The organism is Cyanobium sp. NIES-981, assembly GCF_900088535.1.
Taxonomy (GTDB): domain Bacteria; phylum Cyanobacteriota; class Cyanobacteriia; order PCC-6307; family Cyanobiaceae; genus NIES-981.
Genome location: NZ_LT578417.1, coordinates 200,589 through 220,620 on the forward strand (window position 1 = coordinate 200,589; position 20,032 = coordinate 220,620).

At 71.2% G+C, this 20,032-nt stretch carries 19 protein-coding genes; 2 read left to right on the forward strand and 17 right to left on the reverse strand.

Translation table 11 applies throughout. The features are described from left to right. The first annotated feature begins 47 nt into the window (after positions 1-47). Entirely contained in the window at positions 48-1,970 is a 1,923-nt protein-coding gene (gene ftsH, locus CBM981_RS01090; protein WP_087066897.1) for an ATP-dependent zinc metalloprotease FtsH, read from the forward strand. On the opposite strand, the gene CBM981_RS01095 is transcribed toward ftsH, so the two are convergent. The 3 genes from CBM981_RS01095 to thrC form a co-directional block, all read right to left on the reverse strand. Further along, positions 1,929-2,873, reverse strand: coding sequence for a cupin (locus CBM981_RS01095; RefSeq protein WP_087066898.1), 945 nt, complete (start codon positions 2,871-2,873; stop codon positions 1,929-1,931). The two genes, ftsH and CBM981_RS01095, sit on opposite strands and share 42 nt — an antisense overlap. Before the next feature lie 83 nt (positions 2,874-2,956). Next, a complete protein-coding gene (locus tag CBM981_RS01100; protein WP_087066899.1) occupies positions 2,957-3,232 on the reverse strand; it encodes a MoaD/ThiS family protein in 276 nt (91 codons plus the stop codon). Between the two features lie 33 nt (positions 3,233-3,265). After that, positions 3,266-4,531 carry a threonine synthase gene (gene thrC, locus CBM981_RS01105; protein ID WP_172820782.1) on the reverse strand — a complete coding sequence of 422 codons (1,266 nt, stop codon included), beginning with the start codon at positions 4,529-4,531 and terminating at the stop codon, positions 3,266-3,268. A 178-nt stretch (positions 4,532-4,709) separates the two neighbouring features. Between thrC and CBM981_RS01110 the strand changes: the two genes are divergently transcribed. After that, on the forward strand, positions 4,710-7,556 hold the full coding sequence (locus CBM981_RS01110; RefSeq protein WP_087066901.1) for a UPF0182 family protein: 2,847 nt from the start codon (positions 4,710-4,712) through the stop codon (positions 7,554-7,556). 109 nt (positions 7,557-7,665) lie between these two features. On the opposite strand, the gene fba is transcribed toward CBM981_RS01110, so the two are convergent. From fba to CBM981_RS01180, 14 genes are all read right to left on the reverse strand, one after another. Beyond that, complete coding sequence (gene fba, locus CBM981_RS01115) at positions 7,666-8,739, reverse strand: class II fructose-bisphosphate aldolase (RefSeq protein WP_087066902.1); 1,074 nt, start codon at positions 8,737-8,739, stop codon at positions 7,666-7,668. A gap of 274 nt (positions 8,740-9,013) precedes the next feature. After that, a complete protein-coding gene (locus CBM981_RS01120; RefSeq protein WP_087069090.1) occupies positions 9,014-10,105 on the reverse strand; it encodes a Gfo/Idh/MocA family protein in 1,092 nt (363 codons plus the stop codon). A 19-nt stretch (positions 10,106-10,124) separates the two neighbouring features. Next, a complete protein-coding gene (locus CBM981_RS01125) occupies positions 10,125-10,562 on the reverse strand; it encodes a hypothetical protein (RefSeq protein WP_087066903.1) in 438 nt (145 codons plus the stop codon). Then, positions 10,559-11,434: an acetyl-CoA carboxylase, carboxyltransferase subunit beta gene (gene accD / locus CBM981_RS01130; RefSeq protein WP_087066904.1), complete on the reverse strand. Its 876-nt coding sequence runs from the start codon at positions 11,432-11,434 to the stop codon at positions 10,559-10,561. The genes CBM981_RS01125 and accD overlap by 4 nt, the downstream gene beginning before the upstream one ends. 67 nt (positions 11,435-11,501) lie before the next feature. Further along, positions 11,502-12,383 carry an A24 family peptidase gene (locus CBM981_RS01135; protein ID WP_087066905.1) on the reverse strand — a complete coding sequence of 294 codons (882 nt, stop codon included), beginning with the start codon at positions 12,381-12,383 and terminating at the stop codon, positions 11,502-11,504. A 36-nt stretch (positions 12,384-12,419) separates the two neighbouring features. Next, on the reverse strand, positions 12,420-12,611 hold the full coding sequence (locus CBM981_RS01140; protein ID WP_225867459.1) for a hypothetical protein: 192 nt from the start codon (positions 12,609-12,611) through the stop codon (positions 12,420-12,422). A gap of 190 nt (positions 12,612-12,801) precedes the next feature. Further along, positions 12,802-13,704, reverse strand: coding sequence for a phosphoribulokinase (locus tag CBM981_RS01145; protein WP_087066907.1), 903 nt, complete (start codon positions 13,702-13,704; stop codon positions 12,802-12,804). Positions 13,705-13,774: 70 nt separating this feature from the next. Next, a complete protein-coding gene (gene leuB / locus CBM981_RS01150; RefSeq protein WP_087066908.1) occupies positions 13,775-14,860 on the reverse strand; it encodes a 3-isopropylmalate dehydrogenase in 1,086 nt (361 codons plus the stop codon). Positions 14,861-14,904: 44 nt separating this feature from the next. Continuing rightward, complete coding sequence (gene lpxD / locus CBM981_RS01155; RefSeq protein ID WP_087066909.1) at positions 14,905-16,008, reverse strand: UDP-3-O-(3-hydroxymyristoyl)glucosamine N-acyltransferase; 1,104 nt, start codon at positions 16,006-16,008, stop codon at positions 14,905-14,907. Between the two features lie 83 nt (positions 16,009-16,091). Then, the gene (proB, locus tag CBM981_RS01160; RefSeq protein ID WP_087066910.1) at positions 16,092-17,186 is read right to left on the reverse strand and encodes a glutamate 5-kinase; all 1,095 of its coding nucleotides are present in this window, start codon (positions 17,184-17,186) and stop codon (positions 16,092-16,094) included. Positions 17,187-17,224: 38 nt separating this feature from the next. Beyond that, the gene (locus CBM981_RS01165) at positions 17,225-17,740 is read right to left on the reverse strand and encodes a YqeG family HAD IIIA-type phosphatase (protein WP_087066911.1); all 516 of its coding nucleotides are present in this window, start codon (positions 17,738-17,740) and stop codon (positions 17,225-17,227) included. Continuing rightward, positions 17,737-18,294 carry a DUF3727 domain-containing protein gene (locus CBM981_RS01170; RefSeq protein ID WP_087066912.1) on the reverse strand — a complete coding sequence of 186 codons (558 nt, stop codon included), beginning with the start codon at positions 18,292-18,294 and terminating at the stop codon, positions 17,737-17,739. Before CBM981_RS01170 ends, CBM981_RS01165 begins: the two co-directional genes overlap by 4 nt. 40 nt (positions 18,295-18,334) lie before the next feature. Further along, a complete protein-coding gene (ruvX, locus tag CBM981_RS01175; RefSeq protein ID WP_087066913.1) occupies positions 18,335-18,838 on the reverse strand; it encodes a Holliday junction resolvase RuvX in 504 nt (167 codons plus the stop codon). Positions 18,839-18,840: 2 nt separating this feature from the next. Beyond that, entirely contained in the window at positions 18,841-20,013 is a 1,173-nt protein-coding gene (locus CBM981_RS01180; protein WP_087066914.1) for a hypothetical protein, read from the reverse strand. Positions 20,014-20,032 lie beyond the last annotated feature (19 nt).

The window sequence follows — 20,032 nt, forward strand, 5'->3', positions numbered from 1 at the left end:
TCTCGCCTTTCGTCAAATCGCTAAGCTCGCGTGAAAGCCGAACCCCCGTGAGCAAGAGCCCGTCACCGGCGGCTGCCAACGCTTCTGATGCCGCCGGCGCCCCCCCCGAGGGCGAGCAGGCCAGGCCCCAGCTCGAATCCCTCGTGGGTGGTCTGGGGGGTGAAGGGCAGGCACCGTCGTACAGCCAGCTGCTGGCGGATCTGCGGGGCGGTAAGGTGAAGGAGCTGGAGCTCTCCACCCGCCGCCGGGACGTGGAGGTGACCTTCACGGACGGCCGGGTGGCCCGGGTGCCCGTGTTCAACAACGACCAGCTGCTGCTGCGCACCGCTGAGGCCGCCAATGTGCCGCTCACGGTGCGGGATGACCGGGCCGAGGCCGCCACGGCATCGCTGGTGTCCAATGCCCTGCTGGTGGCCATGCTGGTGGTGGGCCTGTCCCTGCTGCTGCGTCGCAGTGCCAAGGTGGCCAACCGGGCCATGGGCTTCGGCAGCAGCAAGCCGCGGCTCTCCCCCGAGAACAGCGTGGCGGTGCGCTTCGAGGACGTGGCCGGTATCGCCGAGGCGAAGGAGGAACTCCAGGAGGTGGTCACCTTCCTGAAGTCGCCGGAGCGCTACACCGCCATCGGCGCCCGCATCCCCAAGGGGGTGCTGCTGATCGGCCCCCCCGGCACGGGCAAGACCCTGCTGGCCCGCGCCATCGCCGGTGAGGCCGGGGTGCCGTTCTTCTCCATGGCCGCCTCGGAATTCGTGGAGATGTTCGTGGGCGTGGGGGCCAGCCGCGTGCGCGATCTCTTCCGCAAGGCCAAGGCCAAGGCGCCCTGCATCATCTTCATCGACGAGATCGACGCGGTGGGGCGCCAGCGCGGTGCCGGCATCGGCGGCGGCAACGACGAGCGGGAGCAGACGCTCAACCAGCTGCTCACCGAGATGGACGGGTTCGAGGAGAACTCCGGCGTGATCCTGGTGGCCGCCACCAACCGCCCCGACGTGCTCGACCGGGCGCTGATGCGCCCCGGCCGCTTCGACCGCCGCATCACGGTGGACCTGCCGGACCGCCGCGGCCGCGAGGAGATCCTGGCGGTCCACGCCCGCACCCGCCCCCTGGCCGAGGGGGTGTCCCTGGCCGACTGGGCACGGCGCACCCCTGGCTTCTCCGGAGCGGATCTCTCCAACCTGCTCAACGAGGCCGCCATCCTCACCGCCCGCCGCCATCGCGCCGCCATCGATGAGGCCGCCCTGGGCGATGCCCTCGAGCGGATCACCATGGGGCTGGCGGTGGCTCCGCTGCAGGATTCGGCCAAGAAGCGCCTGATCGCCTACCACGAGGTGGGCCATGCCCTGCTCACCACCCTGGTGCCCCATGCCGACCGGCTCGACAAGGTGACCCTGCTGCCGCGGGCCGGCGGCGTGGGCGGCTTCGCCCGCATGATGCCGGACGAGGATGTGCTGGACTCCGGGCTGATCAGCAAGGCCTACCTGCAGGCCCGGCTCGTGGTGGCCATGGGCGGCAGGGCCGCCGAACTGGTGGTGTTCGGGCCGAGCGAGGTGACCCAGGGCGCCGCCGGCGACCTGGAGATGGTGGCCCGCATCTGCCGCGAGATGGTCACGCGCTACGGCTTTTCCAGCCTCGGCCCCCAGGCCCTGGAGGGGGACGGCGCCGAGGTGTTTCTGGGGCGCGACTGGCTGCGTTCCGAAGCGCCCTACTCCCAGGAGACCGGCACTCGCATCGACCAGCAGGTGCGGCAGCTGGCCCGCACGGCCCTCGAGCGTGCCGTGGGCCTGCTGCAACCCCGCCGCGAGCTGATGGACCTGCTGGTGGAACGCCTGATCGCCGAGGAGACGATCGAGGGTGACCTGTTCCGCCGGCTGGTGGAGAGCTGGGAGGCATCAGGCGGGCCCGGGGTGAACGGACCCGCCACCCATCCGGCGTCAGCTGAAGCAGATGTCGAGACTGCGCAGGTAGGTGTGTAGCCCGGCGTCCTGAATCGGCAGCAGCAGGGCCTCCTGGCCGCTGTCATTCACATGGCTGTGCCAGTGGCCCGGTGGCGTCACGAAGGCAGCGCCGGGTTCCCACTCCATCCGCACCGGGTTGCGGATCGTGCCGTCGGGATTCAGTTCGGTGCCCGAGAGGGTGGCGCAGCCGGGGGCACAGGCGATCACCAGATCCAGCGCCACGGACTGGTGGCGGTGGGGGGGTTGCACGGCCCCGGCAGGCACCAGCCCGTACATGGCCCAGAGGGTGTGGGTCACGGTGCGGCTGGCCGGCAGATCGCGGTTGGCCAGCAGCAGGCTGAGCCGGTTGCTGCGGGCGGTGCTGGGATCCGCCGCCAGGGCCGCCAGTTCCCGCCGCAGCCACTCGCCGGGGTAATAGGTGGCCTCGAAGCGGGGGCGGTCGGCCCGCACCCCCAGATGACGCAGCAAGGGAGCGTCGTGCACCCAGTAGAGAACGCTCTCCTCGTAGGCCTCGAGCTGGGCGGCCTCGCCGGCGGGCAGCACGAACAGGTCGCCCTGGCGCCAGTCCTGGCGGAAGTCCGGCCCCGGTGTGGTGGCCGGCTGAAGGCAGTGGCCGGCCCCCCGCCACACATAGAAGAGGGAGCTGGTGGCGTTGGCACCGGCGTCGATCGTTTCGCCGGCCAGGATCCGCACGAAGTTGGCGCTCAGCGCCGGGCTGGTGGCCGGACCCTCACAGCCGAGCTCGGCGCTGAGGTCGAGGGGCAGGATGGCGCTGGGCCCCCGCTGGTGCAGCTCAGGTCCCCAGCGGCCCTCCGGGATCGGCTCGGTCAGACCCTTGCGCACCGGATTGGCGGCCTGCCGGTAGTCGAACAGCACGGCCTTGCTGGTGGCCGCCGCTGGGGCCTCGGGCGTCAGGGTCATGGCTCAAGCCACAGAACGATCGGTGGCCGAGCCTATGCAGCCCGAGCCGGAACTTGGGGTGCCCGCAGGCACAGGCCAGGCGTTCAGCCGCCCGCCACGGCGGGCACGATCGACACCTCATCGCCGTCCTTGAGGCCGGTGGCCTGGTTCTCCAGGAAGCGGATGTCCTCGCTGTTCACGTAGATGTTGAGGAAACGGCGCAGCTTGCCGTTCTCATCGCACAGGCGACCCTTCAGACCGGGGAACTGGCCGTCGAGGGCATCGATCAGGGCATCGATGCTGGCGGCCTCCAGCTCCACGCTGGCCTGGTCGCCGGTGAACTTCTGCAGCGGGGTGGGGATCAGAACCTGGATGCCCATGGATCAGCGGGATGGAAGGGAAAGGAACGGGGGTCAGCCCTGGTGGGCGGCCTGGGCCTGCTGCCAGGCGGCCTTGAAGCTGTCGAGCTGGGCTTCGATCGTGTAGGGCGCTCCGATGGCATCCACCACGGCCTCGGTGGTCTTGAGGCCGTTGCCGGTGATGTAGGCCACGGTGGTCTCACCCGGGTCGATCTTGCCCTGCTCCACCAGCTTCTTCAGCACGGCGATGGTGGTGCCACCGGCGGTTTCGGTGAACACCCCCTCGGTTTCGGCCAGCAGCTTGATGCCGTCAACGATCTCGGTGTCGTTCACTGCGGCGATGCTGCCCCGGGTGCGGTTGGCGATGTCGATGGCGTAGGGGCCGTCGGCGGGATTGCCGATGGCGATCGACTTGGCGATCGTGTTCGGCTTCACCGGCGTGATGAAGTCACGGCCTTCGGCGAAGGCCTGGGCGATGGGGCTGCAGCCCTCGGCCTGGGCGCCGCTGAAGCGCACGGCCTTCTCGTCCACGAGGCCCACCTTGATGAACTCGTCAAAGCCCTTGCGGATCTTGGTGAACAGCGAGCCGGAGGCCAGCGGCGCCACGATGTGGTCGGGCAGCTGCCAGCCGAGCTGTTCGATCACCTCATAGCCGAGGGTTTTCGAGCCCTCGGAGTAATAGGGGCGGAGGTTGATGTTCACGAAGCCCCAGCCGAAGGTGTTGGCCACTTCCGAGCACAGGCGGTTCACCTGGTCGTAGTTGCCGTGCACCGCCATCAGGGTGGGGTTGTAGATCAGGGTGCCCAGCACCTTGCCCAGTTCCAGATCGCTGGGGATGAACACGCAGCACTCGAGGCCGGCGTGGGCGGCGATGGCGGCCGTGGAGTTGGCCAGGTTGCCGGTGGAGGCGCAGCTCACGGTCTTGAAGCCGAGCTCCCGGGCGCGGGTGAGGGCCACCGACACCACCCTGTCCTTGAAGGAGAGGGTGGGCATGTTGACGCCGTCGTTCTTGATGTAGAGGCTGCGCAGGCCGAGGCGGCGGGCCAGGTTGTCGGCCTTGAGCAGGGGCGTGAAGCCGGTGCCCACGTCGATCGGATCGCCCTCGATGGGCAGGAAGTCGCGGTAGCGCCAGATCGAGGCGGGGCCGGCCTCGATCGTGGCGCGGCTCACCCGGTTGCGGATCGCCTCGTAGTCGTACACCACCTCCAGGGGGCCGAAGCACACGTCCTCGCAGACGTGGCGGGCGCCGGCCTCGTAGGCATGGCCGCATTCCTTGCAGCGCAGGCCGGTGAAGGTGGAGCGGGAGAGGGTGGCCGTCACAGCGATCGCCCGGGTTGCCCCGAACCCTAACAGCGCTGCCGAGGCCATCGATTTAAAGCCGATGTCTGAGATCGGGATTTGATTCCCCTGCCTGGCGGCGGCGCTGGCGGCCCGCCCGGGGGCTTGTGGTGCCGCTGGGGCTGTCTAGCCTCGGCGCCTGAGCCGCCCTGAACGCTCCTTGCCCCGCGGTCGCCTTCTCTCCAGGCCCTCCCTGTTGCTGCCGGGCCTGCTGGTGCTGGCCCTGGCGCTGCTGGTGCTCACCGCCCGCCTCTGGGTCGAGTGGAGCTGGTTCTCCCAGTTCAACCTCACCGCGGTGCTGGCCCGGCGCTGGGCCCTGCAGCTGCTCGGCCTGGGCATCGGCCTGGCGATCACCCTGGCGCTGCAGCGCTGGCTGCTGTGGCTGTGGGCACTGCCCGCGGCGCCGGGGGCGCTGCGCCGTCCGCTGCGCACGGGGCCCTACGCCCTGGTGCTGCTCGCCCTCCTGGCTGCCGCCCTGCTCTCCCTGTCGCTGATCTGGGGGGTGGTGGCCCGTCTGGCCCTCCAGCCCTTCGATCCGGCGCGCCTGCATGGTCTGATCGCCCTGGCCAGCCTGCCGCCGGGTCCGTGGCTGTTGCTGCTGGTGGCCGCGGCGGTGGTGCTCCTTGCCCGCCCCCAGGGCGGGGCCCGCTGGCTGCACGGTGGGGCCGGCCTGGGACTCGCGCTGGTGCTGGGGCGGGGCTGGGGCCTGTGGAGCCTGGCGGTGATGGCGCAGCCCACGGGCCTGCGGGAGCCGCTGCTGGGCGCCGATGTGAGTTTCGTGCAGCTGCGGTTCCCCGCGCTCGCCCTGGCCCTCACCCTGGCGATCGCGATCCTGCTGGCCACCCTGGCGCTGGCCCTCTGGGGGCTGATGGCCCGGGGCTCCCAGCTGAGTGACGGCCACTTCGCCGGCTTCGCCCCCGCCCAGCTCCAGGCCCTGCGCCGGCCCCTCGCCGCCCTGGCGCTGCTGCTGGCCCTGGCCTTCTGGCTGGGGCGGCATCAGCTGCTGCTGAGCACCACCGGCAGCGTGCCCGGGGCCGGCTGGCTGGATGTGCATCTGGCGCTGCCGCTGCGCACCGCCGCTGCCGTGGTGGCCCTGCTGATGGCCCTGCTGCTGCTGCTGCCCCTGGCGCGCCAGGGGCACCGCGGCCCCGCCACCGCGGTGCTCTGCCTGCTGCTGCTGGCCCTTCCCCTGCTGGAGGCGGGACTGAGCCCCCTGCTCCAGAACCTGCTGGTGAACCCCCAGGAGCTGGAGCGGGAGATGCCCTATCTGGCCCGCTCCATCGACGCGACGCGGCGGGCCTTCCAGATCGATGCGATGGAGATCATCGACCGGGTGCCGAACGACCGGCTCAGCCGGCGGGATCTCGCCGAGGGGGAGGCCACGCTGAGCAACGTGCGCCTCTGGGACAGTGAACCCCTGCTGGCCACCAACCGCCAGCTGCAGCAGCTGCGGGTGTACTACCGCTTCTCGGAGCCGGCGGTGGACCGCTACGCCCTGCAGCCCGATGCCGGTCTGGGACGGCAGCAGGTGATCATGGCGGCCCGGGAGCTGGATCAGGGCTCCCTGCCCCGCACCGCCCGCACCTGGCTGAACCGCCATCTGGTGTTCACCCACGGCAACGGCTTCACCCTGTCGCCGGTGAACACGAGCGGACCGGAGGGCCTGCCCGAGTTCTTCATCTCCGACCTGGGCCCCTCCACCAAGGTGCAGGGCAACGCCCAGCTGGGGATCACCCGGCAGCAGGTGGAGCAGGTGGTGCCCACCCGGGATCCATTTCTCTATTTCGGTTCCCTGGCCTCCCCCTATGCCCTGGCCCCCACGGCCGTGGAGGAATTCAATTACCCCCAGGGTGACAACAACTTCTACATCCACTACAGCGGCGGTGCGGGCGTGCCCCTGGGCCGGTTCTGGCAACGCCTGGCCGCCGCGATCTACCTGCGGGAACCGAAGCTGCTGGTGCGCGGCGAGCTCAATGCCTCCACCCGCCTGCTGCTGCACCGGGAGGTGCGCGACCGGGTGCGGGCCCTGGCTCCCTTCGTGCGTTTCGAGGCGGAGCCCTACCTGATCTCGGTGAATCTGGAGGGGGAGGCCCCTTTCCCCTCCGATCAGCACCAGTACTGGATCGTGGACGGCTTCACCAGCAGTGCCTTCTACCCCTACAGCGCTGCGGTGCCGGGCCGGCCGGACATCCGCTATCTGCGCAACAGCGTCAAGGCGGTGGTGGATGCCTTCACCGGTCAGATGGTGCTCTACGTGGCCGAACCCGCCGATCCCCTGATCCGCACCTGGCAGTCGCTGTTTCCGGAGCTGTTCCAGCCCCTGGCCGCCATGCCGGTGGCGTTCCAGGACCACATCATGTATCCCCGCTGGCAGTTCCAGATCCAGACCACCCAGCTGCTGCGTTACCACGTGACCGATCCGCGCATCTTCTACAGCGGCGATGACGTGTGGCAGGTGCCCAAGGAGCTCTACGGCCAGGATCAGGTGCCGGTGGAGCCGTACCACATCAGTGCCCAGCTGCCCGGGGAAGTGGAACCGGAGTTCCTGCTGCTGCAGCCCCTCACCCCCCTGGCCCGTCCCAATCTGGTGGGTTGGCTGGCGGCCCGCAGCGATGCCCCCCACTACGGCGAACTCACCCTGCTGCGCTTTCCCAGCCAGCTGCCCATCTACGGCCCGGAACAGGTGCAGGCCCTGATCAACCAGAACCCCCGCATCAGTCAGCAGTTCGGGCTGTGGGACCGGGCCGGCTCCCAGGTGATCCAGGGCAATCTGCTGGTGGTGCCGATCGGCCAGGCCCTGCTCTACGTGGAGCCGGTGTATCTGCGGGCCCGGGCCGGGGGTCTGCCCACCCTCACGCGGGTGGTGGTGAGCGACAGCTCCCGCATCGCCATGGAGCCGAGCCTGCGCGAGGCGATCGATGCCCTGCTGGATCCGCGCCGGTCGGAGGAGGCCTCGCCGCAACCGGAGGCGGCCACCCCCGCGGCCACCCCCGCGGCCGCCCTCTGAGCTGGACCGGCGCGACGGGCCGGCGCGACGGGCAGAAAAGACGGGCAAGAAAAAAGGCCCCCTGGTTGGGGGCCGCTGGGCATCACAGGGATGGCCGGGATGCCGAGGCTCAGGCGGCGACGGCGGTCTTGGGATCGAGTTCCCCCTTGGCGTAGAGGGTGGCGTAGTAGTTGATGTCGCGCTGCTTGATCTTGCTGGCGTTGCCGGCACACCAGAACTGCTGGTAGCGGTCCAGGCACACCTGCTTCATGTAGGCCCGGGCGGGCTTGTTGAAGTGGCGGGGATCGAAGTTGGCGGGATCCTTGGCGGCGGCCTCCCGGATGGCGGCGGTGAAGGCCAGGCGGTTGTCGGTGTCGATGTTCACCTTGCGCACGCCGTTGCGGATGCCCTCCTGGATCTCCTCCACGGGCACGCCGTAGGTCTCGGGGATGGCACCGCCGTACTTGTTGATCATGTCCAGCCACTCCTGGGGCACCGAGGAGGAGCCGTGCATCACCAGGTGGGTGTTGGGGATGGCCTTGTGGATCTCGGCGATGCGGCTGATGGCCAGCACCTCGCCGGTGGGCTTGCGGGTGAACTTGTAGGCGCCGTGGCTGGTGCCGATGGCGATGGCCAGGGCATCCACTTTGGTCTTGGCCACGAAGTCGGCGGCTTCGGTGGGGTCGGTGAGCAGCTGGCTGTGGTCGAGCTTGCCCTCGAAGCCGTGGCCGTCCTCGGCCTCACCCATGCCGGTCTCGAGGGAGCCCAGGCAGCCCAGCTCGCCCTCCACGCTCACGCCGATGGCGTGGGCCACGTCCACCACTTCCTTGGTGACGGCCACGTTGTACTCGTAGCTGGCGGGGGTCTTGGCGTCGGCCTGCAGGGAGCCGTCCATCATCACCGAGGTGAAGCCGTTGGCGGCGGCGCCGTAGCAGGTGGCGGGGCTGTTGCCGTGGTCCTGGTGCATCACCACCGGGATGTCGGGATAGGTTTCCACGGCGGCCAGGATCAGGTGGCGCAGGAAGGCTTCGCCGGCGTACTGGCGGGCGCCGCGGGACGCCTGCAGAATCACGGGGGAGTCGGTCTCGTAAGCCGCCTCCATGATCGACTGCACCTGCTCCAGGTTGTTCACGTTGAACGCCGGGATGCCGTAACCGTTCTCAGCGGCGTGATCGAGCAGCAGCCGAAGCGGAACCAACGCCATGGGAAACCTCGCAGGCAGAGAAAAGGACTGCGGCGGAGTCTAGGTGATGCCTCACGGGTCTCAGGTCCGCAGGGCCGGCGGCGCTCAAGCGATCAGATTCTGCTTGCGCAGGGACTGGAGGAGGTCCCCGGCCTGCTTGGCGGCGCGGCGGGCCGCTTCGGCCTGGCGGGCGTGTGGCATGGCCGTGGCGGGGGTCATGGGGGTGGCTCCGGCGAAAGACCTCGATCCAGGGGGGGGGGGGGGCTGAATCGTAGCGGTTGTTACCGAATCTGAGCTAGCCGCCTGCGCGGGCCTGGTCGTAGCAGCGCTGGCTGCTCACCGCCTCGGCCAGCCCCGGCACCATCGGCCGCCCCTCGCGCACGGCGCTGCTCCACCACCCGTGCAGGCGGGCCACCGGAGCGATGCGGCCGTCCTCCCACGTGCGGGCAAAGGCCAGCCCGGCCTCCGGTTCCAGCCGGCGCAAGGGCTCTCCCGCCTGGGACCACCACAGATGGAAGCCGTGCACGTAGTCGCTCTGGTTGTCGGAGCCGAGCACGGCGGTGCCCTCCCTGCCGTAGATCTCGAGCCAGCAGCCGCGGCCCCGCCGGGTCACCGAGGAGAGGCACACCTGGGCAGGCACGCGCCCGCCGCATGCGCTCTCCAGCTCCAGCTGCACCAGGGCCGTGTCCTCCGCATCCACCACCCCCATCCGTCCGCTGGCCTCGGGCAGCGGGCGCTGGCGGATGGCGGTGCCGAGCCGTCCGGCCACCCGGTGGCTGGGACCCACCAGCCAGTGCAGCATGTCGAAGGCGTGGGTGCCGAGGGCCCCCAGCACGCCCCCGCCCGCGGCCGCCTGGGAATACCAGCTCCAGGGCCGGGAGGCATCGGCGCGGCTGCCCATCAGCCAGTCGAGCTTCACCAGCACCAGCTCGCCGAGGGCACCGCTGTGGAGCAGGCCGGCCAGCTGCTGGAACAGCGGCACGGCCCGGTATTCGAAGTCCACGGCCACGGTGAGGCCCCGGGCCAGGGCCAGCCGCTGCAGCTCCTCCACCTCGGCGGCGTTGAGGGCCACGGGCTTCTCCAGCATCAGGTGCTTGTCCGCCAGCAGCGCCTGGCGGGCCAGCTCGAAGCGGGGCTCGGGCGGGGTGGCGATCACCACCGCCTCCACGTCGGGCTGATGCAGCAGGGCGGCGAAGTCGGTGTGGCCGGGCAGCTCCGCCGCCGCGCAGGCGCTCTCCAGCCGCTCCGGGCGGGGATGCCAGAGGGCCACCGGCTCGGTGCCGGCGGCCGCCCTCAGCGCCGGCAGGTGCACCGTCTCGCCGAAGCCGAGCCCGGCGATCGCCACGCGCAGGGGCTGCTGGGGCAGGGAGGGGGCACTGGGCACCATGGAGGGTCGGCGGAGAGCTTCAGGCAGCCTGCAGCAGCGCCGCGCCGGCATCACAGCTGGCGTCGATCACGGCGCTGATCAGGTCATCGCCGCTGGCCGGCTGCCACTCGGCGCCCAGCCGCGGCAGGCCGTTCACGGAGGTGTCGCGGTAGAGCTGCTGACCGCAGTCGATCTCCATCACGTAGAGATCCCCGAGGTGGGGACGCTCCTCCTCCGCGGCGGCCGGCTGGAAGCGGCTGAGCACCGAGAGATTGCCGTTGCGGGTGAGCCGCAGACTGCCGGCATCCCACCACTGGCGGCCATCGCTGTTGGCGGGCACCTCCTGCCAGTCCACCGAGCCGGCCAGGGCCGGCTGGCTGGGCAGGATCGGAGCCGGGGCCAGCAGGAGCAGGGCGATCAGCAGGCCCGCCAGCCAGCCGAGCGGGGGGGAGGTCCAGCCGGCTCCGACGCGTCTCATGCCGGCACGAGCTCCCGGCAGCCATGCAGCCGCAGCAGCTCACTGAGCGTGGCGCGGAACTCCGGACGGGTCACGATGGCGTCCACGAAGCCGTGGTCCTGCAGGTATTCGGCGGTCTGGAAGCCATCGGGGAGTTTCTCCCGCAGGGTCTGCTCGATCACCCGGCGGCCGGCGAAGCCGATCAGGGCCTTGGGCTCGGCCAGGATCAGGTCGCCCAGCATGGCGAAACTGGCGGTCACCCCGCCGGTGGTGGGGTGGGTGAGCAGGGGGATGTACAGCAGCTCCGCCGCCCGGTGCCGCTGCAGGGCGCCGGAGATCTTGGCCATCTGCATCAGGCTGAGCATGCCCTCCTGCATGCGGGCCCCGCCGGAGGCGCACACGATCAGCACGGGGTAGCGGCGGGCCGTGGCCTCCTCGATCAGCCGGGTGAGTTTCTCCCCCACCACCGAGCCCATCGAGCCCCCCATGAAGCGGAAATCCATCACCCCCAGGGCCAGGGGCAGCCCGCCGGTGCGGCACAGCCCCGTGACCACCGCATCCCGCAGCCCCGTGCTCTGCTGGCTGTCGCGCAGGCGGTCGGCGTAGCTGCGCCTGTCCTTGAAGGCCAGGGGATCGGTGGGGGCCACGTCGCTGTCGAGGGGCTCGAAGCTGCCGGGATCGGCGATCAGGCGGATGCGCTCCTCGCTGTCGATGCGGTGGTGGTGGCCGCAGCCCTTGCACACGCTGGCATTGGCGATGAGGTCCTTGCGGTACACCACCAGGCCGCAGTCGGGACACTTGCTCCAGAGCCCGTCCCCCTCCTCCACTTCCTGGGTGACCCGCACCACCGGGGCGGCCTTGCGGCGATCAGCGAACCAATCGAACAGGGACATCGCTGGGCTGCGGGGAGATCAGGGGCTCTTGACCATTTAAGGCCCGGTAAGGCCCGGCCCGGCCGGCTCAGGGCCCCGGCACCAGCCCCAGCGATCCGAGCAGCTGCAGCCAGGGCCCATGGCCCAGCAGCCACACCCCCGCCCCGCCGGCGGCCAGGAAGGGCCCGAACGGCATGGGGTCATGGCGTCCCAGGCGCCCGCTCAGGCGTCCGGCCAGGCCCACTGCCGCGCCGGAGGTCACGGCGATCACCACCGTGAGGCCCAGGCCGGTGAGGCCGAGCCAGGCGCCCAGCAGGGCTGCGAGCTTGGCGTCGCCAAGACCCAGGGCAGGTTTGCCGATCAGGCGTTCGGCGAGCGCGCTGACCGCCTCGAAGCCCAGCAGGCCCGCTCCCGCGGCCAGCAGATGGTGGAACACCAGGGCTTTGCCCACCGCACCGCCCTGGGCAAAGCCCAGCAGGGCGGTGCAGCCCAGGCCGAGCAGCAGCCCGATCCTGCAGAGGGGTTCCGGCAGCCACAGCCGGTCGAGATCGATCAGGGTGAGGGGAATCAGCCAGCTCAGCAGCAGCCACCCCGCCAGCACCTGCCCTGGCCCCCAGGGGGCCGGGCCCATGGCCTGGGGCGGGGCGAGCACCGCCGCCACCCACAGGCCGGCGGTGAGCAGTTCCACCAGGGGGTAGCGCGGCGAGACGGGGGCGTGGCAGTGACGGCAGCGGCCCCGGATCAGCAGCCACCCCAGCACGGGGATGTTGTCGTGCCAGCGCAGGCGGGTGCCGCAGCGCGGGCAGTGGCTGGGGGGATGCAGCAGCGATTCCTGGCGGGGCTGGCGCCAGGCCACCACATTGAGAAAACTGCCGACGCAGGCCCCCAGCACACAGGCGGTCCAGAACCACAGAGCCGACATGGCCGGTGCTGCGGCCGGGCCGGTGAGGGGCTGGAGCGCGTACGGCATGGGGCCGGCAGGGGAGGGGGAACGTCCGCGGAGGGATCAGCTGGGCCGCGCCCAGCGCACGCGGCTGGAGCTGCTGCGGCTGGATTTGCCGCGGATCAGATCGAGCGGGATGAACTGTTCATCCGGCAGGAGCACCGGCAGTTCGAACACCACCCGCCCCCGGCCGGCCTGCAGCACCACACCGCAGGGATCGGGCCCCGACGGACAGCGGTCCATGTAGGCGTACATGGCCCTGCGGGCCAGTTGAAACACCTCCTGGCTGTTGACACGATCAAGCCGGAGATTGAAGGCAGGGGAAGGGGACCCCCCTGCGATCAGGAACGACGGATGAGAGGGACCGGGTGTGGCGTTGGTAATGGCCTCACCGCCTCCGATTCACGGCACCACCTTAGAGGTTGACGCCTGGATTTGGCTCCCTTCAGGCCTGGCCGTTCTTGTCCTGGATCATGCGGTGGATGATCGGGGTGAGGATCAGTTCCATGGCGAAACCCATCTTGCCGCCGTTCACCACGATCGAGGTGGGGCTGGACATGAAGGAGTCGTGGATCATGTCGAGCAGGTAGGTGAAGTCGATCCCCCACTTCTCGCGGGCCCCCTTGCGGAAGTGGATGATCACGAAGCTCTCGTCCGGGGTGGGGATGTTCCGGATCATGAACGGGTTGGAGGTGTCCACCGTGGGCACCCGCTGGAAGTTGATGTCGGTGCGGCTGAACTGCGGGCAGATGTGGTTGATGTAATCGGGCATCCGCCGCAGGATCGTGTCCACGGTGGCCTCGGCGGAGTAGCCCCGCTCGGCGTTGTCGCGGGAGATCTTCTGGATCCACTCCAGGTTCACGATCGGCACCACGCCCACCAGCAGATCCGCCAGGCCTGCCACGTCGTAGCCCTCGCCCTTCACGCCGCCATGCAGACCCTCGTAGAAGAGGAGATCGGTGCCGGTGGGGATCTCCTCCCAGGGGGTGAACTGGCCGGGATCGAGGTTGGTGCCAAGCCGCTCGTTGTGCTCGGCGGCCTCCTCCACCGAGTGGAGGTAGTAGCGCTTCTGGCCGCCGCCGGTTGCGCCGTAGGTCTGGAAGAGCTCGGCGAGCTTGTCGAACAGGTTGGCTTCCGGGCCGAAGTGGGAGAAGTTCTCGCCCTTGGCCATGGCGGCCGCCATGGCCTCCTTCATGGGCCCGCGCTCGTAGCGGTGGTAGCTGTCGCCCTCCACCACGGCCGGGGTGATGCCCTCGCGCTTGAAGATGTGCTCGAAGGCCCGCTTCACAGTGCTGGTCCCCGCGCCGGAGGACCCGGTGACTGCCACGACCGGATGACGCTTCGACATGCGCGGGGATTCGGGGAAACTGTGGGCGAGTTTGGCAGGTCGCCGGTCCGGGCTCCCCGCCCCGGCTGGCTCAGCCCTCCAGGGCAGCCAGCAGCTGCTCGCCCATGGCCCGGCAGCCCACCAGGGTGCAGCCGGGGCTCATCAGATCGCCGGTGCGGAATCCCCGGGCCAGCACCCGGTCCACGGCGGCCTCCAGATCGGTCGCGGCGGCCTCCTGCTTCAGGCCCACCCGCAGCATCATCGCGGCGCTGAGCACCATCGCCATGGGGTTGGCCTTGTCCTGGCCGGCGATGTCGGGAGCGGAGCCGTGGATCGGCTCGAACAGGCCGGGGCCATCGCTGCCGAGGGAGGCGGAGGGCAGCATGCCGATCGATCCGCTCAGCATCGCCGCCTCATCGCTGAGGATGTCGCCGAAGAGGTTGCCGGTGAGCAGCACGTCGAACTGGCGGGGATTGCGCACCAGCTGCATGGCGGCGTTGTCCACGTACATGTGGCTGAGCTCCACGTCCGGATAGCTGCTGGCGTGCAGGCTCTCCACCCGGTCGCGCCACAGCTGCGACACGTCGAGCACGTTGGCCTTGTCCACGCTGCAGAGGCGGCCGCCGCGCTCCCGGGCCAGATCAAAGCCCACCCGGGCGATGCGGTCGATCTCCGTGTCGCTGTAGGCCATGGTGTTGAAGGCCCGCACCCCGTCAGGGGTTGCCACGCGGCCCTTGGGGGTGCCGAAGTAGATGCCGCCGGTGAGCTCGCGCACCACCATCAGATCCACCCCCTCGATCACCTCGCGCCGCAGCGTGCTGGCGTCGATCAGGGCGGGGATGATCTTCACCGGGCGCAGGTTGGCGAACAGGCCCAGGCCGGCGCGCAGCCCCAGCAGGCCGGATTCGGGGCGCTGTTCGCGGGGCAGGCTGTCGTACTGGGGGGATCCGATGGCGGCCAGCAGCACCGCATCGGCGGCCCGGCAGGCCTCCAGGGTGCTCTGGGGCAGGGGAATGCCGGTGGCGTCGATCGCCGCGCCTCCCATCGGCTGGGCGTCGTAGTGGAGGCTGAAGCCATGGCGGCGGGCCACCGCATCGAGCAGCTGGCGGGCTACGCCCATGATTTCCGGACCGATGCCGTCGCCGGCGAGCAGGGTGATCCGGTGGCTGGAGGTCATGGCGGGGGAGGGAACGGCCGGGAGGCTCGAGGGCGAGCGCGAGGTTAGGTGCCCGCTTCCCCGCCGGCGCTGGCCTGCTCCTGGGCGGCCCGGCGCCTCTCCAGCTGGCGCAGCTGCCGGGCCATCTCCGGCAGCCTGCTGAAGGCGGCGGAGCAGCGCAGCCACAGCCGGTTGGGGATCGCCGGATAGCCGCTCACCACCTCCCCGGCCGCCACCTCGCCGTGGATCCCCGACTTCGAGGAGGCGATCGCGCCATCCCCCATCACCGCCCGGTTGGCCAGGCCCACCTGGCCGGCGAGGATCACGCCGTTGCCGAGCCGGGCACCGCCGGCGATGCCCACCTGGGCCGCCAGGGCGCAGCCCCGGCCGGTGCTGACGCCATGGCCGACGTGCACGAGGTTGTCGATCTTGGTGCCGGCGCCGATGCGGGTCTCACCCACGGCCGGCCGGTCGATCGTGCTGCCGCAGCCCACCTCCACGTCGTCCTCCAGCACCACCCGGCCGGTCTGGGGCATCTTGCGCCAGCCGGCGGCGGTGGGCACGAAGCCGAAGCCCTCGCTGCCGATCACCGCGTTGGAGTGCACCACGCAACCGCGGCCGAGGCGGCTGCCGGGGTGCAGCACGGCGCCGGCATGGAGGGTGCAGCCCTCGGCCAGCGCCACCCCGTCGTAGAGCACCACCCCCGGGTGCAGGCAGCAGTTCTCCGCGATGGTCACGTGTGCCCCCACCACCGCGCGGGCGCCGATGTGGCAGCCCCTGCCCACGGCCGCGGTGGGATCGACCACCGCGGACGGATGGATCCCCGCCGGCGGGCTGACCGGGGGAACGAGGATTTCGAGCACTTCGGCGAAGCCGAGGCGGGGGTCCTGCAGCACCACCCAGGCCATGCCCCGGCCGCTGGCCAGCTCCTGCAGCTTCGGGGTGTCGTCGCTGCGGGCCGGCAGCAGCAGGGCCGTGGCCCTGCAGGTGTCCAGGGCGCTGCCCGGGGCATGGCCGGAGTCCAGAAAGCTGATCTGGCCGGGGCCGGCCTGATCGATGGCGGCCGCCGCCTCGATGCAGGCATCCTCCGCCAGGTGGTGGGGCACCGCCTGAAGCCCGCCCGCGTCCCGCACTTCGCTCAGGAGGCCGAGCAGGTCGCTGAAGCGCATGGCCGATGCCGTGGTCTGGGGCGGATCGTAGAGGGCGTCCGCGCGCCGCAGCCCCGCAGCGCTGCCCCCGCCTGCGGCCGGGCTCAGGAGTCGTTCGGGGCGAGGGTGAGGGCCATCTGGTCGCGGTGCACCACCTCCACGCCCGCCCGGCCGATCAGCCGGCGCAGTTCGTCGCTGCCATGGGTGGCCAGCCCACGCCCCAGCTCACGGCCGTCGCTGCTGAGCAGGCGCACCGGCTCCCGGGGCCGGAAATCGCCGCTCACCTCCACCACCCCCACCGCGAGCAGGGAGGCGCCGCGGGTCATCAGGGCCCGCTCGGCGCCGCCATCGAGCCGCAGGCTGCCCTGGGGCAGCAGGGCGTGGGCCAGCCAGCGCTTGCGGTCGGGCAGGGGGGTGACGGAGGGCTGGAACACGGTGCCCACCCGCTCGCCGGCCAGCAGGGCATCGAGCACGGCGGGATCACGGCCGTCGGCCAGATGCACCCGGATGCCGCTGGAGGTGGCGATCCGGGCCGCCGCCAGCTTGGTGGTCATGCCGCCGGTGCCCCACTGCCCGCCGCCCGTGGCCCCATGGCTCAGACGCTCCAGCTCGCCCAGGTCGCGCACCTCGTCGATCGGCCGTGCCGTGGCGTCGTGGCGGGGATCGCCGGAGTAGAGGCGATCCACGTCGGTGAGCAGGATCAGCTCGTCCGCTGCCACGGCCACCGCCACCAGGGCCGAGAGGGTGTCGTTGTCGCCGAAGCGCAGCTCGTCGGTGGCGAGGGTGTCGTTCTCGTTCACCACCGGCACCACGCCCCAGTCGAGCAGCTGGGCCAGGGTGCGGCAGGCGTTCTGGTAGCGGCGCCGGGAGGCCAGATCCCCGCGGGTGAGCAGCACCTGGGCCACGGTCTGGCCGCGCACGGCGAAGGCGTCCTGGTAGAGGGCCATCAGCTGCCCCTGGCCGATGGCGGCCGCCGCCTGGAGGGCGGCCACCTCAGCGGGCCTGCGCGCGAGGCCCAGGGTGGCGCAGCCCAGCCCCACCGCGCCACTGGTGACCAGGGCCACGGCATCCCCGCGCCGCCTGGCCCGGTTGAGGCTGGCGGCCAGGTCGGCGATCACGGCGGTGGTGGGGCGCTCCGGAGAGCCGCGCAGCAGGCTGGTACCCACCTTCACGACCCGGCGCAGGGGTTTGGTGGTCATCCTTTGGTGCTCATTCTCTGGAAGTCGTTCTCTGGACGTCATCCGCCGAAACTGGTGCCGATCCAGTGGGCCATGCGCAGCTCCAGGTTCTGGAGCCGATCCCGCTGACAGGGCTGGCCGAGGGGGTCGATCGGCTTCACCAGCACGGTGAACAGGCCGAGCCGGTTGCCGGCGATCACGTCGGTGAACAGGCGGTCGCCGATCAGGGCCACCTGGTGATGGGGCAGGGCGAACTGGCTGAGCACCCGCCGCAGGGCACTGCGGCGGGGCTTGCCGGCGGAGGTGGTGAACGGCAGCCCCAGCTGCCGGGCCACGGCACCGATCCGCTGCCGGGAGGGATTGTTGCTCAGCAGGTGGATCGGCAGCTGTTCGCGCGCCGCCTCCAGCCAGCGCACGGCGCTCTCCGGCAGCACGGCCTGCCCGCGCGGCAGCAGGGTGCGGTCCACATCCAGCACCAGGGCGCGGATGCCCTGGTCGAGCAGGTCCTGCAGGGGCAGGTCGGCCAGGGTGCGGTCGATCAGCCAGTTGGGGCGCAGCAGCTGACGCAGGCTCACGCCAGGCCCTCCCGCTCCTCCAGCTCGGCCTCGATGCGGGGCTGCACCCGGTCGAACTCCTCGCCTTCCACCAGCACGGCCCCGTTGCCCTCCAGCCTGGCCACCACGAAGAAGGGGTCGAGGGGGATGTAGAGGCCGTATTCCTGGTTGGCGGCCCGGAACTGGATCAGCATCTCGTAGAGATCGGTCTCGTCGTCGTCGTCCTCACCGTCGAACGCCTCCTCGATCTCCTCGGGATCCGGCTCCTCCAGGTCGCCGCTCACGGTCAGGGTCACGGCCGAGCGCACCAGGGTGAGGTCGTGCTCCTGCAGCACCACCTCCGCCACCGACAGGATCGACTCGGCGCCGTCGAGCTCCTCGATCACCTCGTCCTCGCTGTCGTCGTCCGGGGCGATGCGCACCAGGCAGACCGGGGTGTCCACCGGGGTGAGCAGCCCGTACTCGTTGCCGTCGAGGGGGATCAGCTGCTCGAGGAAGCAGAGCAGCTGCCGCCCCTGCCGGTCTCCCACCAGCACAGTCGGCACATCGGAGCGGATCTCGCCGGAGCCTGTCATGAAAGAACGTGCGGTGCTCGGGAACGGTGGAGCGTTGCCCTCAGGATGGTGCAGGGCCTGCCGTTCGGCCGCAGGCGATGGCCGCCATCTTCACCGGCAGCGGCGGCGACGGCGGCAGCAGCTGGGGTTCCGGACCCTCCTGCAGCCACTGCTCCAGCAGCAGGGCAGCGGCGGCGCTGTCGAGGGCGCCGGAGCGGTCGCCATGGAGGCCGTGGCGCTCGGCGGCACTCCAGGTGCTGCCATGTTCGTTCACCCAGGCCAGGGGCAGGCCGGTGGCGGCGGCCAGCCGCTCGCCATAGCGCCGGCAGTGGCGGGCCTGCTCGGTGGGCTGCCCGGCCTGATCGAGGGGCAGTCCCACCACCAGCGCGTCGACCCGGCGTTCCGCCAGCAGCGGCTGCAGCTGCAGCAGATCGGCGGGGAAGCGGCCCCGGGCCAGGGCCGGCAGCCGCCGCACCGTGAGCCCCAGGGGGTCGCAGCCCGCCAGACCGATGCGGCGGCGGCCCACATCGAGGGCCAGCACCGAGCGGGGCCTGGGCTGGCCCATGGCTAGCGGGGGGCCACCGGGGTGGGCAGGGGGCGCCGCTTCGGCTGCCACTGCTCGAGCATGGCCTCGAACCGCCGGGCGGCCAGCTGGGCGGGAGCCTGAAGTTCCTGCCGCCGCCACACACTGCGGGCCATCAGCACCCGCTCGCCGCGCTCCTCGGCACCGCTGCGCTCCAGCCACTGCTGGCAGCCCTCCTGGAGCACGTCGCAGGCCAGCCACAGAGGGGCCTGGTTGCCCAGGGCCTGCTGGGCCTGGTTGAGCAGGAGGGCCGCCGGCCCGCCGAAGAGGTGCTGCCAGCCCGGATGAACGGTGAGCTTCACGTCATGGCCGCCGCCGGCATGGTCGGCCACCCAGCGCACCGCGGCCACGGCCTGGTCGTGGCTGGGATCCACGAGCATCCAGCCGCGGCGGCGGCTCTGGTCGAGCAGATCCTCGATGCGCCGGTCCAGCAGCTGGCGCAGGTGGGCCGGGCAGGCGGACTGCTCCAGGTGCCAGAGCAGGGGAGCCGTGCGGCGGTTGAGGCTGCGCAGCTGCAGCCCGCCGGCATCGCCGCTGCAGCGGCTGTTCGCCGGCCAGCGCCAGAGCCGGTCGGTCCGCAGGGGTTGGAAGCCCTGTTCGCGCAGGATGGCCAGCCGATCGGCATCGCTGCTGGAGGCGGTGGCGATCCAGCTGCTCGCCCCGCGGCCCCGGTCGATGGCCTCCCGCAGCAGGGTGGAGGCCACCTGCCGGCGGCTGGTGGGGCCGGAAAGGCGCAGATGCTGGATCTGCCAGCAGCTGCCGCTGCGGTTGAGCCGGCGGGTGACGATCAGCCCCACGGGTGTCATCGCCTGGAAGGCCACCAGCACCTGGGGCCCCAGCGAGGGCTGGGTGCGCAGCAGCCGCAGCAGCTGCTCGGGGAGGCTCAGCAGGACCGCCTGCTGCAGCAGGGGATGCAGCGGCAGGTAGGCCGGATCCCCCAGCAGGGGAATGTGCCAGCCCGCCAGGGGCTCGATGCGCAGGGCGGCGCCACTGACGGGGCTGGAAGGGGGAGAGGCCGCGGCGGGGCTGGCCGCCTCCTCCCGCCCGTCGGTGTGGAGGGCGGCGCACTGCAGGGCAGCGTGGGAGGAGGGCTTCGGCGCTGCCGGATCGGTGCGACCGCTGCGGTTCCGGGTGGTGGATGGAGGGAGCACCGACATCCCGGCAAGACCTCAGGGG

Bases quoted from the DNA above. Each gene is read 5' to 3' on its own strand.
- CBM981_RS01095 (WP_087066898.1), bottom strand. From the start codon at position 2,873: ATGACCCTGACGCCCGAGGCCCCAGCGGCGGCCACCAGCAAGGCCGTG.
- CBM981_RS01100 (WP_087066899.1), bottom strand. From the start codon at position 3,232: ATGGGCATCCAGGTTCTGATCCCCACCCCGCTGCAGAAGTTCACCGGC.
- fba (WP_087066902.1), bottom strand. From the start codon at position 8,739: ATGGCGTTGGTTCCGCTTCGGCTGCTGCTCGATCACGCCGCTGAGAAC.
- CBM981_RS01120 (WP_087069090.1), bottom strand. From the start codon at position 10,105: ATGGTGCCCAGTGCCCCCTCCCTGCCCCAGCAGCCCCTGCGCGTGGCG.
- CBM981_RS01125 (WP_087066903.1), bottom strand. From the start codon at position 10,562: ATGAGACGCGTCGGAGCCGGCTGGACCTCCCCCCCGCTCGGCTGGCTG.
- accD (WP_087066904.1), bottom strand. From the start codon at position 11,434: ATGTCCCTGTTCGATTGGTTCGCTGATCGCCGCAAGGCCGCCCCGGTG.
- CBM981_RS01135 (WP_087066905.1), bottom strand. From the start codon at position 12,383: ATGCCGTACGCGCTCCAGCCCCTCACCGGCCCGGCCGCAGCACCGGCC.
- CBM981_RS01140 (WP_225867459.1), bottom strand. From the start codon at position 12,611: ATGTACGCCTACATGGACCGCTGTCCGTCGGGGCCCGATCCCTGCGGT.
- CBM981_RS01145 (WP_087066907.1), bottom strand. From the start codon at position 13,704: ATGTCGAAGCGTCATCCGGTCGTGGCAGTCACCGGGTCCTCCGGCGCG.
- leuB (WP_087066908.1), bottom strand. From the start codon at position 14,860: ATGACCTCCAGCCACCGGATCACCCTGCTCGCCGGCGACGGCATCGGT.
- lpxD (WP_087066909.1), bottom strand. From the start codon at position 16,008: ATGCGCTTCAGCGACCTGCTCGGCCTCCTGAGCGAAGTGCGGGACGCG.
- proB (WP_087066910.1), bottom strand. From the start codon at position 17,186: ATGACCACCAAACCCCTGCGCCGGGTCGTGAAGGTGGGTACCAGCCTG.
- CBM981_RS01170 (WP_087066912.1), bottom strand. From the start codon at position 18,294: ATGACAGGCTCCGGCGAGATCCGCTCCGATGTGCCGACTGTGCTGGTG.
- ruvX (WP_087066913.1), bottom strand. From the start codon at position 18,838: ATGGGCCAGCCCAGGCCCCGCTCGGTGCTGGCCCTCGATGTGGGCCGC.
- CBM981_RS01180 (WP_087066914.1), bottom strand. From the start codon at position 20,013: ATGTCGGTGCTCCCTCCATCCACCACCCGGAACCGCAGCGGTCGCACC.